Annotated in this window: 10 protein-coding genes; 4 read left to right on the plus strand and 6 right to left on the minus strand. The window is 72.9% G+C overall.

Annotation, left to right across the window (positions count from 1 at the left end):
- Positions 1 to 280: 280 nt before the first annotated feature.
- Together SSPS47_RS03845 and SSPS47_RS03850 are read left to right on the plus strand one after the other, a co-directional pair.
- The gene (locus tag SSPS47_RS03845; protein ID WP_164248741.1) at positions 281 to 2,134 is read left to right on the plus strand and encodes an AfsR/SARP family transcriptional regulator; all 1,854 of its coding nucleotides are present in this window, start codon (positions 281 to 283) and stop codon (positions 2,132 to 2,134) included.
- Positions 2,115 to 4,595, plus strand: coding sequence for a M28 family peptidase (locus SSPS47_RS03850; protein WP_164248743.1), 2,481 nt, complete (start codon positions 2,115 to 2,117; stop codon positions 4,593 to 4,595). The genes SSPS47_RS03845 and SSPS47_RS03850 overlap by 20 nt, the downstream gene beginning before the upstream one ends.
- A gap of 183 nt (positions 4,596 to 4,778) precedes the next feature.
- Here SSPS47_RS03850 and SSPS47_RS03855 read toward each other — a convergent pair whose 3' ends face one another.
- The 5 genes from SSPS47_RS03855 to SSPS47_RS03875 form a co-directional block, all read right to left on the minus strand.
- Positions 4,779 to 5,291 (minus strand): hypothetical protein, encoded by a 513-nt coding sequence (locus SSPS47_RS03855; RefSeq protein ID WP_147878639.1) that lies wholly within the window; start codon positions 5,289 to 5,291, stop codon positions 4,779 to 4,781.
- Between the two features lie 73 nt (positions 5,292 to 5,364).
- On the minus strand, positions 5,365 to 6,369 hold the full coding sequence (locus SSPS47_RS03860; RefSeq protein WP_164248745.1) for a 3-oxoacyl-[acyl-carrier-protein] synthase III C-terminal domain-containing protein: 1,005 nt from the start codon (positions 6,367 to 6,369) through the stop codon (positions 5,365 to 5,367).
- 14 nt (positions 6,370 to 6,383) lie between these two features.
- Entirely contained in the window at positions 6,384 to 8,612 is a 2,229-nt protein-coding gene (locus tag SSPS47_RS03865) for a 2-oxo acid dehydrogenase subunit E2 (protein WP_164248747.1), read from the minus strand.
- A complete protein-coding gene (locus SSPS47_RS03870) occupies positions 8,609 to 8,875 on the minus strand; it encodes an acyl carrier protein (RefSeq protein WP_164248749.1) in 267 nt (88 codons plus the stop codon). Before SSPS47_RS03870 ends, SSPS47_RS03865 begins: the two co-directional genes overlap by 4 nt.
- The gene (locus SSPS47_RS03875) at positions 8,863 to 9,879 is read right to left on the minus strand and encodes a thiamine pyrophosphate-dependent dehydrogenase E1 component subunit alpha (RefSeq protein ID WP_164248751.1); all 1,017 of its coding nucleotides are present in this window, start codon (positions 9,877 to 9,879) and stop codon (positions 8,863 to 8,865) included. Before SSPS47_RS03875 ends, SSPS47_RS03870 begins: the two co-directional genes overlap by 13 nt.
- 299 nt (positions 9,880 to 10,178) lie before the next feature.
- Here SSPS47_RS03875 and SSPS47_RS03880 point away from each other — a divergent pair, with 299 nt between their 5' ends.
- On the plus strand, positions 10,179 to 11,657 hold the full coding sequence (locus SSPS47_RS03880; RefSeq protein WP_147878644.1) for an FAD-dependent monooxygenase: 1,479 nt from the start codon (positions 10,179 to 10,181) through the stop codon (positions 11,655 to 11,657).
- 12 nt (positions 11,658 to 11,669) lie between these two features.
- Complete coding sequence (locus tag SSPS47_RS03885; protein WP_164248754.1) at positions 11,670 to 12,998, plus strand: metallophosphoesterase; 1,329 nt, start codon at positions 11,670 to 11,672, stop codon at positions 12,996 to 12,998.
- A 71-nt stretch (positions 12,999 to 13,069) separates the two neighbouring features.
- On the opposite strand, the gene SSPS47_RS03890 is transcribed toward SSPS47_RS03885, so the two are convergent.
- Positions 13,070 to 15,571, minus strand: a complete 2,502-nt coding sequence (locus SSPS47_RS03890) for an excinuclease ABC subunit UvrA (protein WP_164248756.1) — start codon at positions 15,569 to 15,571, stop codon at positions 13,070 to 13,072.
- Positions 15,572 to 15,672 lie beyond the last annotated feature (101 nt).

A 15,672-nucleotide genomic window follows, 5' to 3' on the forward strand; every position in this document is an offset into this window, starting at 1 on the left:
GTGCACAGTGCAAAGAATCCCTGCCGATGGAAAAGTTCTCCGAAGAAAGTCCATGGTCATCACCAAGGGGGGGTATGGACATGACGCCTGATGCTCTCCTAAAGTTCCCTGCTGGCCTGCCAATTGCCTCGGCGCCCGGAGGATGATCTTGCCGATCCACAACGGATATTCATCTCTCAATACAGGTCACTCCCAAGAAGGACTGGACGACAATGGTCGTGACATTTTCTTTCGCATCCTGGGGCCATTACAGGTAATCATTCACGGAAAGCCAATTCGCGTGGGCAGGAATCGCCAGCTGACGGTGCTCGCGGCCCTGCTGCTTCATACGAACCGAATCGTCCCGGTCAATTCGCTGATCGACGCCGTATGGCGCTCGGCTCCGCCGGCCACCGCGGACAAGCAGATACAGACGTGCGTCTGGCGCCTGCGGAACGCCTTCGCCGCGGCCGGTGCGCCGGTCGATCTCATCGAGACCGAACAGGGCGGCTACCGGATCCGGCTCGGCGACGACGACCTCGACGCCCACGCGTTCGAGAAGTCCGTACGCCGAGCCCGGGAGCTGGTGGCCGTCGGCGATCTGGAGTCGGCCACCGCCGAATACCGCAGCGCCCTGGCCCTCTTCCGGGGTCAGCCGCTCGCCGATCTCTCGGGACCGCTCACCTACGCGGTGGCCGCGCACTGGGAGGAGCGCCGCTTCTCGGTCCTGGAGGAGTGGCTCGACGTGGGCCTGACCCTCGGCCGGCACGCCGAACTCATCAGTGAGCTCAAGCCACTTGTCGCCGAGTACCCGATGCGCGAGCGGCTGTGCGCCCAGCTGATGACCGCGCTGCACCTGTCCCAGCGCCGGGCGGAGGCGCTCACCGTCTACCGCAACAACCGCCTCACCCAGATCAACAGTCTCGGCCTGGAGCCGGGCCCCGGACTCCAGGAACTGCACCAGAAGATCCTGTCCGGCGAGTCGATCGCACCGCCGCCCGCCGTGTCGTACCAGCCCTGGCCGCCCTCCAAGGTGCCGGCCCAGCTACCGCCCCGGGTGAAGGACTTCAGCGGCCGGCGCGACCTGCTCCACCGCATCACCTCGGACCTGCGCGCGGACGGCGGGCCGCGCGTGCTGGCGCTGGCGGGCTGCGGCGGCACCGGCAAGACCGCGCTCGCCATCCATGTCGGCCACGCCCTGCAACAGCACTTCCCGGACGGCCAGCTCTACGCCGACCTGCACGGACAGAGCGACCCGGCGGCCCCGCAGGAGGTGCTGCACGGATTCCTCGACGCGCTCGGGGTGCCCGAGAAGCGCATCCCGGCGGGCCTCGCCGCCCGCGCCGCGCTGTTCCGCAGCGTCACCGCCAACAAGCGGCTGCTCATCGTGCTGGACGACGTCGCCGAGTCCTCCCGGTACGAGGCCCTGCTGCCCAGCGGCGACAGCGCGGTCCTGTGCACCGGCCGGGCCAGCCTGCTGAAGATCCCGGGCCTGACCGAGTACAGCGTCGACGGACTGCCCACCGACGAGGCCCTGGACCTGCTCGCCTCCCTGGTGGGCGTGGAACGGGTCTTCGCCGAGGTCGACAGCGCCAGGCGGATCGCCCAGCTCTGCGGACACCTGCCGCTGGCCATCCGGGCCGCCGGAGCGCGGCTGCGGGCCCGCCCGCGCTGCACCCTGCGCAGCTTCACCGACCGTCTGGCGACCCAGCGCAATCGCATCGACGAACTCTCCATAGGCTGCCTGGACATGGGAGCGCGGCTCGCGTCCTCCCTCGACCAGCTGTCCCCGGCCGGGTACCGGCTGTGGCTCCGGCTCAGCCTGTGCGACATGGAGCACGTCCCCGAGTGGATGGCCTCCGCCGTCTCCGACCGGCCCGGCGAGGACGCCCAGCGGCTGCTGGACACCCTGGTCAATCTGCACCTGCTGGCGGTCGCCCCCGGCGCGATGAAGGACGGCCCCACCTACGCGTTCAACCCGCTGGTCCGCGATCACGCCCGGCAGCGCGCCGCGGCGGAACTCGGCGCGGTCGCCGAGCAGGACGTGCTCGACCGCATCGAGATCGCCCTGCGCCGGCGGGAGAGCACCGCCGGGGTGCCACGCGGCTACCGGCCGAGTGAGGGATCCACGGTCTATGGCATTCAAGCGGTATGACACCAGCGCGGGCGGCACCCCGCCCGAGAGCCGGGAGACGCCCGCTCCCGGGCCTGTCGACCCCGGCGGCCCGAAGGATCCCGGCGCCGACGGGCAGGCCCGCGACAACCCCGGGGACCACGACACCGACCGGCGCGAACCGGTCGAGGGTCGGGCGGGAGCGGGCCGTCCCGCCGCGGCCCGCTGGGTGTTCCCCGCGGCCGTCGCCGCCTTCGCCGCGCTCTGTCTGTCGCTGGTGATCTGGGACGGCCGGATGCCCGCCGCACGCGGCCCGGACGCCCCCGCCGACACCTTCTCGGCCGCCCGCGCCACCGCGCACGTACGGGAGATCGCCGCCGCCCCGCGGCCCAGTGGCTCGGCCGCGCACACGCAGGCCCGCGAGTACCTCGTCCGTACCCTCACCGCGCTGGGCATCGACACCCGGGTGCACACCGGGGCGGCGGCGGCCCACCGGCCGGACCTCTCCCCCACCGGCGCCGATTCCAGGTACGCCGGTCTGCGGCTGGAGAACGTCGTCGCCCGCATCCCCGGTACCGCGAGCACCCGGCCCGTCGCGCTGGTCACCCACTACGACTCCACCGAGGCGGGGCCGGGCGCCAACGACGCCGGGGTCCCGGTCTCGGTGCTGCTGGAGACGGCCCGCGCGCTCCGTACCGGACCGCCACCGCGCAACGACGTCCTGTTCGTGTTCACCGACGCCGAGGAGAGCGGCCTGCTCGGCGCGCAGTCCCTGGTGAACACACCGGGCGTGCTGCCGTCCGACGCCGTGATCCTGAACTTCGAGGCCCGCGGCAGCCGCGGGCCGAGCCTGATGTTCGAAGCCGGTCCCGACACCGCCTGGCTGGTGAAGACCCTCGCCGGAGAGGTGCCGGGCGCGCGGACCGATTCGCTGCTCGACGCCGCGTACGACTACATGCCCAACCTCACCGACTTCACGGTGTTCCAGGAAGCCGGGCACCAGGGGCTGAACCTGGCCTATCTGGACGGCTACACCCATTACCACGGGGCCACCGACACCCCGGAGCAGGTCGACCCGGCCACCGTCCAGCACCAGGGCGGGCAGGCCCTCGGCCTGGCCCGCGCGCTCGGCTCCGCCGATCTGGCGCGCACCCCGGCCGGGGACTCCGCGTACTTCCAGGCCGCCGGATGGTTCGTCTCCTATCCACTGGGCGCGGCCCTGCCCGCCTCGCTGGCCGCGGCCGGGCTCGGTCTGGTGCTGCTGCTGCGGCTGCGCGCCCGGGGCCTGCTCAGCATCGGTGGCGTCTGCCGCGGCTTCCTCGTCGCCCTCGGCCAGTTGCTGCTCGCCGCCGGGGCCGCGTTCGCCCTGGCCCCGCTGACGGCGTCCGGACACGTCGAGTTCGATCACTACTACGACATCGGCGGGCACGGTCCGGCCCTCGCCGGGTTCCTGGCGCTCACCCTGGCCGTCGGCTCCACGCTGGCGCTGCTCGTCCGGCGGTGGGCCGGTCCCCGTGAGCAGGTGGCCGGCGCGGCGCTGCTGTGGATCCTGCTGTCCTGCGTGAGCGCGGTGGCGCTGCCCGGCGGCAGCCATGTGTTCATCTGGCCGGCGCTGGGTCTGCTCGCCGCCGCGGCCGTGCTCACCTCGCGGGCCGGGACGACCGTACGGGGCCGGGTGCTGGCCGCCGCGCTGGGCACGGTCCCGGCCGCCCTGCTGGTGTTCCCGCTGCTGCCGCTGCTCACCGACGCCCTGGGCCTCGGCCTGGTCGCCGCGCCGGTGGCCGTCGCGGCGCTGCTCACGGCCCTGCTGCCGGGGGTGCTGCCGGGTCTGCCGCGGCTGCTGCCGGTGACCGCGGCCGTGGTGGCGGTGGCCGTGCTGGCGGGCACCGCGCTGCTGCCTCCGGAGCGCGAGCGCCATCTGCGGGCCGACCTCGCGTACCTGTGGGACGCCGACCGGCGTACGGCCCACTGGCTCAGCGGGGCCCCCTCGGACGACTGGAGCGACCGGTTCCTGCCTGCGGACGCCGAGCCGGGTTCCGTGACCGACCTCTGGCCGGGCTGGCGGGTGCCGGTACGGCGGGGCCCGGCCGAGGAGTACCCGTTGCCCGGTCCCAGGATCACGACCAAGGTGCTCGGAGGCTCGGAGGCCGGGGGGCGGCGGGTCCGGGTGACGGCGGTCTCCGAGCGCGGCGCCCGGGAGCTGGTGATCGTCGTCAGCGGCGCGGCCGTTCGGGGCTGGTCCGTGTCCGGGGTGCCCGGAGAGTTCGCGGACGACCCGCCCGGGGACGCCGCGTGGGAACTGTGGGTCCGTCAGGTGCCCGAGCGGGGCACGGAGTTGGAGCTGGAGCTGGCGCCGGGACCGGCGACGGTCCGGGTCATCGACCGGACCCCGGGGCTGCCGGGACCGGCGGCCGGCGGGCCGGACGGCACCCGGGCACCCGCCCTCGGGATCGCTTCCGTCGGCGAGGCGACCCTGGTCGCGACCGCCCGCACGCTTCGGTGAGGGACGTGCGGCGCGGGTGTGGGGGCGTGACGTCCCGCCCCGCGCGGGGCGGGCGGCGCGCCTTTGCGCGCACGCGTGTGTGCCGGAGCCCGGATTGCGGTCGGGCTCCGGCACACATCGTTTCCTGACGGGGCGCGGCCGGGTCGTGCGCGTACGTGGCGTGCTCCCGGCGCGCCGGGCGGGTCAGCCGGACGCGGAGGCCGGGGCCGCGGCGGGGAGATCGTCGGCGACCTTCGCCGTCGCCTTCTTGAGCGAGGTGCACACCTGCGGGGTCATCGCCGTGGTCCGGCCGAGCCGCAGTTCCAGGCTGTTCTTCTCCCCCGTGTCCAGGAAGATCTTGCAGACGCCGTTCAGGGAGCCCATCAGCATCACGGCGTCGTGGTCGCCGAACCGCATCGTGCTCCGTTTGCCCTGCCCGGTGGCCGCCGCTTCGAGCGGCCGGTCCCGCATGGTCACGGTGAGGGTGCCGAACTCGTGGCTGTGGGCGGTGCAGCCGTCCCCGGACATCTCGCTCACCGAGGGCTGTCCGAGGCCGAACTCGACGGACACCGGCCTCAGCAGCTTGCAGGCGGGGGTGTCGGCGGTGTCGGAGGACTGCACGGACGTGTCGGGATCGGCGCCGCAGGACACCAGGGCCAGGCCGGCGCAGACCAGCGCGGCAGCCATCAGGGCGCGCCGGGCGGGGTGACGACTCATATCGTTTTACTCCGTTCTGTTCGGTGGCGGAAGGGGGCTCCCCGGACCGCGGGGACACGGAACGGCGGCGCGGTCAGCACTGGAGGACCGTGCACGCCCAGTGCATGCCCCGGCCGTTGGCCGCGAGGGCGACGAGGTCCCCGGGTGCCAGCTCCCCGGCCTCCTCCATGCGAGCCAGGGAGAACAGGTGGTCGGCGGCGCCGAAGTGGCCGTTGAGGGCGGCCAGTCGGGCGTTGGTCCGCTCGATCGGCACCCCGACCAGTTCGGCCTGCGTCGCCAGTACCCGGGCGTTGTCGTTGAGCAGGAGCAGCCGGGCCAGGCCCTCCTCGGCGCAGCCGGCCTGGCGGCAGGCCCGGTGGACGGCGCGGGCGGTGCGTTCGTCGATCTCCTCGGCGTAGGCGGCCAGCCGTTCGGCGTCGTGGTCGAACTGGTCGACCACGTCCCAGGCGTCCCGTACGGCGGGCGTCTCGGTGCCGGGCACGAAGGGCTGCCGCGCGCCGCCGACGTCCATCCGGAAGAAGTCGGCGTACCGGCCGTCCGTCTCCGCGTAGGAGGACCGCCAGCGCAGCGTGGGCGCGTCGCGTACGGCGACGGCCGCGGCGGCCCCGTCCGAGAACAGCAGCGAGTGGGTGTCCAGCCTGTTCCAGTACGCCTCGACGGTCCGGTTGGCGCCGATGACCAGCGCCGTGCTGTAGCCGGGATGGGTGGCGAACCGGCCGGCGACGGTGTCGAACGCGGTGACCCCGCCCACGCAGCCCTGGTCGACGAGGACCGCCTCGGCGCGGCTCAGCCCGAGTGCCCACTGGACCCGGGCCGCCGCGTCCCAGTACAGGTGGTCGGCGAGGTCGGTGAGGGCGAGTACGAGCAGGTCCACCTCGCGCGGGTTCACCGACTCCAGGGCGCGCCTGCCCGCTTCGACGGCGAGGTCGGTGACGCTCACGTCCGGCGGGGCGCGGTGGATGTACTCGTAGCCGTATCCGAGGACGCGCTCCACGTCCTCGGTGTACTCGGCCACCACGTCCTTGACGGCGGCCTCTTCGCCCATGGCCACGCCGAAGGCGGTCAACCCGTACGACACTGGAACTCCTCAGGTCAGTCGATGAGTTTGACGAGCTGTTCCGGGTCGTGGAGGGCGTCCGAGACGGCGCGCAGGAACGCGACCGCCTCCCGGCCGTTGACCACCCGGTGGTCGTGGGCGAGACCGAGGGTGACGACGGTGGCGGGGGCGGGCACCCCCTCGGCGAGGACGAGGCGGGTCAGGGGGCCGCCGACCGAGACCATGCACAACTGCGGCCACATGACGATCGGCTGGACGACCAGCACGCCGGGTTCCACGTTCAGGGACACGGTCAGCGCGCCGCCCGACAGGTCGCCCGCGGTGAACTCACCGCGGAACGCCTTCATCCGGAACTCCATGAGGTCGTCGGAGAGGTCGGCGAGGGAACGGGCGGCGCAGTCCCGCAGCACCGGGGTGTAGAGGCCGTTCCCGGCGTCCACGGTGACTCCGATGTCCACGGTGTCGGCCAGCCGTACGGTCCGTTCGTCCAGCAGGGCACCGAACAGATGGGGAAACGTGGGGTGCGTGGCGGCCACGGCCTTCACCACCGCCTCCGGCAGACCCACCTCGGCGCCGGTCTCGTCGGACAGCGTCCGCAGCCGGGCCAGCACCGCGTCCACCTCGACCTCGACCGCGGCGAAGGCGGCGGGCACCTCCTGGTGCGCGCGGGTGACCACGGCGGCGGTGCCCTGCTGGGCCCGGTCCAGCACATGGGTACGGGGGGCGGGTCCCTGACCGGCGGCGGGAGGCGGTACGGGCGCGGCGGCGACCGGGGCGGCCCCCGGCGAGGAGGCCGACGGGGACTCGGGCCGGTCCGTGGGCGGTTCGGCGAACAGCTCGGCGAGGAGCTCGCCGACACCGACCTCGGTGCCCTCGGCGGCGCGTACCCGCAGGTGCCCGGCGGCCGGGGCGACGATCTCCTCGACCGCCTTTGAGGTCTCCACCTCGACCAGCGGATCGCCCTCGGCGACCTGCGCGCCGTCGTCGGCGAGCCACTGGAGCACCAGGTAGGCGGTGTCGTTGTTGTTGAGCTTGGGCACGCCGACCGGCACTCCGGCCACGGGCTCGGCGCCCTCCGGCCGGGCTGTGTCCGGCGCGGGTGCGGCCGGGACGGGAGCGGCCGGGACGGGAGCGGCCGGGACGGGAGCGGCCGGGACGGGAGCGGCCGGGACGGGAGCGGCCGGGGGTCCGGTGTCCGCCAGTGGCCCGGCGGGTACGACGCGTGCGGCCGGCGCGCGGGGCGGCAGGGAGCGGGCCGCGGCCGTCTCGATCTCGTCGGCGATCCGCTCGGCCCCCAGCAGGACCCCCGCCTCCAGGTGCGGGGCGGTCGGCACCACCGAATCGGCCGACGACAGCGGCAGTACGGGCGCGCGCAGCTGCGCCCAGATCCTCCCGTGCACCTGAGCGGCGATCTCGGCGCCCCAGGTGCCGCCCGCGGTGCTCTCCTCCGCCACCGCGACCAGCCGGGCGCCCGCCAGCAACGGCAGCACCGGCTCCAGGTCCGGCGGGTAGAGGCGGGCCGGAACCAGTACGTGCGTGGTCAGTCCACGGCCCCGCAGCAGCCCGGCGGCCTCGATCGCCCGGTGCGCTGTCCCGCCGGGGCAGATCAGCACCACGTCGGCGGGGGCCGCGTCCACGGGGGTGACGTGCGCCCAGCCGGTCGGCCCGCCGAGCAGTTCGTACCTGTGGTGCTCGTCCACCGCCCCGTCGCGCAACACCCGCCGGGTGTAGAGGACCTTGTCCTCGAAGAGGATCGCGGGCCCGTGGTCGAGACCCTCGGCCAGCTGCGCGTACGGGTCGTGGAAGGGACTCGTCTCGTACAGCGCCAGGTTGGGAATGCCGAGGAAGTGTTTCTGCACGCTCTGGCTGTGGGTGGGGCCGTATCCGCGGTTGCCGCCCACCGGGCAGCGCACCACGACCGGCATCGGCACCCGTTCCCCGTACATGGTCACCGACTTGGAGATCAGGTTGAGCACCTGGTCGAAGGCGAGCGCGGCGAAGTCGCCGAACATCATCTCCACGACCGCCTGGTCCCCCGCGAGGGCCAGACCGCCCGCCACGCCGGTGATGCCCGCCTCGCTGATCGGGGTGCCGAGCACCCGGTCCGGGTGGCGGGAGGACAGACCGCGGGTCACCTTGAAGGCGCCGCCGTACGGGTCGAGTACGTCCTCACCGAGCAGGTGCAGTGAGGGCCGTTCGTCGAACAGCCGGTGCAGGGCGCCGTTGAGCGCCTCCACCACCCGGGGTGCGGGTCGCCCGGTCACGTCGTCTCCCGCTTCTCGGCCAGGACTCCGCGCAGGGCGCCGACGCTCCGGCAGCCGCGTACCTCACGGGCGGTGAGCCTGACACCGTAGGTCTGCTCGACACGGGCGACGATCTGGACGTGCCGCAGGCTGGTCCAGGCCGCCGTGGTGGCGGGCCCGGTGTCTTCGGTGACCTCGGCGGGGGCCATCTGGAGCACATCGGCCACCAGGCCCGTCAGTTCGGTCGCTTCTGTCGATTCGGTCGGCTCGGTCAGTTCGGCCATGGATACTCCATCCTCGTGTCCGGGAGACCGGAGCCCGTCCACGCGGCGGGCGGCCGTGCCTCCACCTCCCGGGCAAGCTGCTCCAGGTCTGCGCGGATCCTCGCGTCGAGTTCCCGGAACGGATCGCCCAGCCGGTCGGTCAGCTCCCGGTGCCAGTCGGCAGCCCATAGGCGGTCCACCTCCTCCTGCGGGCGGGTGTCGTCGCCCTTGCTGTGCGGACCCAGCCGGCGGGTGGTGAACTGCACGACCGCCGGGCGGTGTTCCTCGCGGACCCGGCGGACCACGGGGGCCAGCCGTTCGCGGATCTCCGGCACGTGATGGCCGGTTATCTCCAGGAAGTCGATACCGAAGGCTGCGGCCCGGTCCGCGATCGAACCGGCCATCTGCAGGTGCGTCGGGGTGGACTGGGCGACGGCGTTGTGTTCGACGACCACCAGGACCGGCACCCGCCACAGCGCGGCCATGTTGAGTGCCTCGTACACCGCTCCCTCGCCCCAGGTGCCGTCTCCGACGAAAGCGGCGGCGATCCGGCCGGACCGGACGCGCTTGCAGCGCATCCCGATGCCCACGGCCAGCGGCAGGCTCTGTCCCTGCACCCCGGTGGAGAGATAGTTCCGGCGGCGGATGTGCTGGCTGCCGCCGACGCCCGAACACACGGCGCCGGCCCGGCCCATGATCTCCGCGAGCAGTCCGGCGGGATCACGGAACAGGGCGAGGTAGTGGCCGTGGCCGCGGTGGTTGCTGAGTACGTGGTCGTCCGACAGCAGCGGGGCCAGTGAGACCGGCACGTACTCCTGTCCCAGACAGGTGTGCGTGGTGCCGTTGAGCCTGCCCTCGGCGAACATCCGCAGCAGCAGGTTCTCGAAGTGGCGGATGGTCAGCAGGGATTGAAGGTCCTCGGGCTCCGGGCCGGCCGGTGGCCCCACGGCAGCCGGTGGCCTCGCGGCGGCCGGTGGTTCCGGGGCGGCCGGTGCGCGAAGTGGTTCCGGCGGATGCGCGGTCATGGCGGGACGCCCCCCTGCGGGCTGGACTGCATGGACACCACCTGATCGGCCGCCACGCTAAGGCCCCCTGTTCTCAACCTGGTTCTCGAACCGCTCTCACCGGCGGACCGCCGCTCTCCGGCGCCTCTCACCTCGTTCTCAGCGTGGTTGCGCCCGCCGCGGACCGCCCTTTAACTGGCTGGCGTCCGGCGGGGAGCGGCTCCGCGCCGGACATCCGGCCGCCCTTGCCCCTGCCGTGGCCCTGCGCGCCCCGCACCCTCCCCGTGCGGCGGGACCAGCCGATCCGAAGGAGTCTGCAGATGCCGCCGTCCCCTCAGGTGCTCATCGTCGGCGGCGGGCCCGCCGGGCTCGCGCTCGCGGCTGAACTGGCCGGGTTCGGCATCTCCTGCCAGGTGGTGGACAAGCGCACCCGGCGCGCCCGGCTGTCCCGGGCCTGCACGGTCGAACCCCGCACGATGGAACTCCTCGACATGCGGGGCCGGGTCGGCGATGTGCTGGCCTGGGGCCTGGAGTGCCCGCACCCCCCGCTCGGCAACGAAGACGGTTATCTGGACTACGGACTGCTCGACACCAGCTTCCCGTTCAGCCTCTCCATCCCGCAGTCGAAGACCGAGGACGCGCTGCAGATAGCCGCCGAGAAGGCGGGCGCGGTGCTGCTGCCCGGCACCGAGATGACCGGACTGTCGCAGGACGACGACGGGGTCGTGGTCGAGCTGACCGGCCCGGAGGGTCCGACGACCGTCCGGGCCCGGTACGTCGTCGGCTGCGACGGGGTCAACAGCACCGTCCGCGAGGTCCTGGGAGTGAAGTTCGACGGCTGGAACTACGACCAGTCGCTGATGATGGCCGACGCCCGGCTGAGCAGTCCGCCGGGACCCGCCGAGTACGCCAGGATCAACCGGCGCGGCATGGCGGCCCTGTTCCCGTTCCGCGACGGCACCTACCGGGTCATCGTCCTGGACCGGGAGAAGTTCACCGTCCCCGCCGACGAGCCGCTGACCCTGGAGGATCTCAGCGAGAGCTGCGCCGCCATCCTGGGCCTGGACATCGGCATCACCGACCCGCTGTGGCTGTCGCGGTTCCGCAGCTCGCAGCGGCACGCCAAGCGGTACCGGGTCGGCCGGGTCCTGCTCGCCGGCGACGCCGCGCACACCCACATCCCGTCGGGCGGACAGGGGCTCCAGACCGGTATCCAGGACGCGTTCAACCTGGGGTGGAAACTGCGGGCGGTGCTCGACGGCTGGGCGCCGGAGAGCCTGCTCGACACCTACGAGGCGGAGCGCTACCCGATCGCGGCGGAGACGCTGCGCAAGACCGACCTGTCGTTCCGTTTCGAGACCTCGGACACCCTCCCCGCCCGGCTGCTGCGGAAGGCCGCGATGTGGTCGATGCGGATCAAGCCGGTCCACCGGCTGAACGTGCTGCACCTGTCGGGTCTGACCCTGCGTTACCCGGCGGCGGGGCGTGACCGGTGGACAGGCCTGCGGGTGCCCGACCGGCCGCTCGTGGCGGCTCCCGGCGGTCCGGAGAGGCTGTACGAGTTGTTCAGGGGCGGCGGTTTCGTGCTGACGGGTACGGACGGCTGCCCGCCCGCCGCCGCCGGCTGGGAGGCCCGGCTGCGTACGGGTGTGCTCGCCGAACCCCTCGGCGCCAGGTGGCCCGAGCATGTACTGATCCGGCCCGACGGTTATGTCGCCTGGGCGGGAGCCGAACCCGGCCGGGGGCTGACCAGGGCGCTGCGGCACTGGTGCGGTGAACCGCACCCGATCGACCGCTGATCGGGGGCCCGAATGTCCTCCGCGCTGTTCGTCGCACTCGTACTGCCGCTCCTGGCCGGTGTCCATTACTACGTGTGGCGGCGTACGGTCCGCGACACGACGACTCCCGGTTCCGCGTGGCGCCGGAGCGGCACCGTCCTGATCGTGCTGCTGGGCGTCCTGCTGGTGGCCGCGCCGCCCGGCGAGCGGGCGCTGCCCGCGCCGCTGGCCACGGCTGTCGGCTGGCCCGGCTTCGTGTGGATGGCGGGAATCCTCTATCTGGCCCTGGCGCTGCTGGTCGGTGAGGTGCTGCGCGTGATCCTGCTGCGGGTGGAACGTCGGCGGGCGACCGCCGGCGCCACCGCCGCCGTGCGGGCGACGCCCGGTGCGAGATCCATGGCGGGCGGAGACCACGTGCCCGGTACGGGCTCCGCGTCGGATACGGGTTCGCCCGAGCCCGAGCCCGAGCCCGAGCCCGAGCCCGAGCCCGAATTCGAGCCCGAATTCGAGCCCGCGTCCCCCGTCCCCATCCACCCCTCACGGCGGCTGTTCGTCGGCCGCGCCGTCGCGCTCGCCTCCGGGGCCGCCGCCACCGCCGCCGTGGGGTACGGCGCGTACACCGCGCTCGGCCCTCCCCGCATCAAGCACATCACCGTGCCGCTCGCCCGGCTCGACCCGGCGGCCCACGGCTTCCGGATCGCCCTGATCAGCGACATCCATCTGAACGTGCTGGTGGGCCGCGACCGCACCAGGCAGTTGGTGGACCTCCTCAACGGCACCGAACCCGACCTGGTGGCGCTCGTCGGCGACCTGGTGGAGGACGCCGGCGTGGCCGACCAGGGACGGGCCGCCGAACCGCTCGCGGACCTCCGGGCCACCCACGGCGCGTTCTTCGTCACCGGCAACCACGAGTTCTACTCGGGCGCGGCCCAGTGGGTCCGGTTCGTACGAGGGCTCGGACTGCGCACACTGCGCAACGAACGGGTCGCCCTGCCCGGCTTCGACCTGGCCGGGGTCGAGGACGAGAGCGGCGCCGAGCACGGTGACGGCCCGGACTACGAGGCCGCGCTCGGCGGACGCGACCGGGACCGGGCCGTCGTACTCCTCGCACACCAGCCGGCGCAGGTCGACGAGGCCGCCCGGTACGGGGTGGACCTCCAGTTGTCCGGCCACACCCACGGCGGCCAGCTGTGGCCCTTCAACCAGCTCATGGGCCTGAGCGAGCCGAACGTGGCCGGGCTGAGCCGGCACGGGGACACCCTGCTCTACGTGACCCGCGGCACCGGCTTCTGGGGGCCGCCGGTCCGACTGGGCGCCGAGCCGGACATCACCGTCCTGGAGCTGACCTCGCCCCGCGCCTGACCGCGTGCGATCGCGGCCGGACGCGGGGCTTCAACGGTCGGCGCGGGGCGTCAACCGCCCACCGTCGACGGTCAGTTACCCGATCGGTCGCCGGACTCCCCCAGCAGCGGCAGGCCCGCCGCGTACCGGCGGAAGAAACCCGCGGTCGGCGTGTCGGCGGCGGCGACCTGCTCCGGGGTGCCCGCGGCGACCACCGCCCCGCCGTCCGGGCCGGCGCCCGGCCCCAGGTCGATCACCCAGTCCGCGGAGGCGGCGACGGGGATGTCGTGCTCGGCGACGACCACGGTGTTGCCCGAGTCCAGCAGCAGGTCGAAGGCGTCCACCATGCGCTGGATGTCGGAGGGGTGCAGCCCGGAGACGGGTTCGTCCAGAACGACCAGTCCGGCCTTGCGGCCTGCCGCGCCACGCTGGATCGCCGAGGCCAGCTTCAGCCGCTGCGCCTCGCCGCCGGAGAGTTCCGTGGCGTTCTGGCCGAGTTGCAGATAGCCGAGACCGACCCGGTCCAGGGCCTCCAGCGTCTCCGCCAACTGCTTCTGTTCCGTGAGACGTTCCACGGCCTCGGCGACGGTCAGGTCGAGCACCCCGTCGATGGTCAGCCCCTCGTAGGTGATCTCCAGTGCCTCCTGCGTGTAGCGGCGGCCCTCGCAGGCGTCGCAGACCACCCACACGTCCGGCAGGAAGTGCATGTTGACCAGCTTGCGGCCGTACCCGGTGCACGTCTCGCAGCGTCCGCCGTTCGCCGTGTTGAAGGAGAACCAGGAGGACTTGATGCCGCGCTTGCGCGCCTCGTCCGTCTCCGCGAACAGCTTGCGGACGATGTCGAAGGCCTTGCTGTACGTGGCCGGGTTGGACCGGGGGGTCCGCCCGATCGGCTCCTGGTCGACCACGGCGACCCAGTTGAAGCCCTCGCCTCCGGTGACCCGGCGGACGGTGTCGGCCGCCGTTCCGTTCAGGGCCGCCTCCATCCCGGCTCCGAGCGCCCCGAGCAGACTGCTCTTGCCGCTGCCGCTGACCCCGGTCAGACAGGTCAGCCGGCCCACGGGGAAGCGGACCAGGTCGGCCGTCACGTTGTGCGCGGACAGCCCGTGCAGCTCGACCCACTTCGTGCGGTCCCCGACCGGCCGGGGGGCACGGCGCAGCCGCGGCCCCTTCCCCGCGAGGTAGTGGCCGGTCAGCGAGCGCGGGTGCGCGGCGACCTCCGAGGGTGTCCCGGAGACGAGCACCTCGCCGCCGAGCCGCCCGGCGCCCGGTCCCATGTCGATCACCCAGTCGGCCCGCGCGATCAGTTCGGGGTCGTGCTCGACCAGCAGCACGGTGTTCCCGGCGGCCCGCAGTTCCAGCGCGATGTCGAGCAGATGAGCCTTGTCCGCCGGGTGGAGGCCGGTGCCCGGCTCGTCCAGGACGAAGATGATGTCGCTGAGTTCGGTGCTGAGCTGCGCCGCGAGCCGGGTGCGCTGGAGTTCGCCGCCGGACAGGGTGGCCGCGCCGCGGGACAGCTGGAGATGGGCCAGGCCCAGCCGGTCCAGCACCCGGAGCCGGCGGGCCAGGTCCTGGAGCAGCGGCTCGCCCACCACGCGCTGTCCGGTGCCGAGTCCGTCGGTGACCCGGTCCCCCCAGGCGCGCACCTCGCGTACGTCGACCTCCAGCAGTTCGGGGTAGGCGAGCCCGCCGAGCCGTACCGACCGGGCGATGTCGTCGTATCCGGTGCCGCCGCAGGTGGCGCAGGGCATCTTGCGCATGTACGGCAGGTAGCGCTCCTTGGCGGTGGGCGTCGCGGCGTTCGCGAAGACCCTCTCCACCTCGGCGAGCGCTCCGCGCAGCGGCTCGCTGGAGGTGTACGTCCAGGAGGACGTCTCGTTCTTGTTCGGCATGTCGACGGTGGCCTCGATCCTCTCGTCACCCGTGCCGTACAGCACGTTGTGACGGAAGGCCTCGGGCAGCGACTGCCAGGGGCGGGCGAGGTCCACGCCGCGCTTCTCCGCCAGGGCGGGAATGAAGGCGTGTTCGCCGGACCGCCACTTCGCGTACCAGGGCGAGGCCCCTTCGAAGAGGGGCAACTCCGGGTGGGTGATGATCAGTTCTTCCCGTGCCTGCCAGCGCCCGCCGACGCCGTGGCAGTCGGAGCAGCTTCCCTCGGGAGTGTGCCGGTCGAAGTGGGCCGTGGTGAGGTGGCCGTCGCCGGGGACCGCGTCGGGGCCGACGCCGGGCAGCCGGGAGTACAGCAGTCCGAGGTGGCCGTCGATGCCGGTGATGGTGGCGACGGTGGACCGGGGGTTGCGGTTGAGCCGGCGCTGATCGACGGCGAGGGTCGCGCCGAGGCCGAGGACCCGGTCCACCTTGGGGCGGTTGCGCTGGGTGATGTACTGCCGGATGAACGGCGACAGCCCCTCCAGATAACGGAGTTGTGCCTCGCTGTGAATGGTGTCGATCGCTAACGAGGTCTTGCCGCTGCCGCTGACCCCGGTGAAGGCGACCACCCGTCCCTTCGGAATGCTCACGGTGACATCGCGGAGGTTGTTGGTGCGCGCCCCCACCACCCCGATGGTTTCGGCGTTGTGCGCAGAAGTTGTCATTCGTTGTGTCCTCTCCCGTCGGCGGGAGGGGAACGTACGCGTACGGAACACCCGGAAACGGCCCGGCTTCTCGTCCCGAGCGCCCCGAAATCCCCTCCCGG

The sequence above is a fragment of the Streptomyces sp. S4.7 genome (assembly GCF_010384365.1).
Classification (GTDB): Bacteria; Actinomycetota; Actinomycetes; order Streptomycetales; family Streptomycetaceae; genus Streptomyces.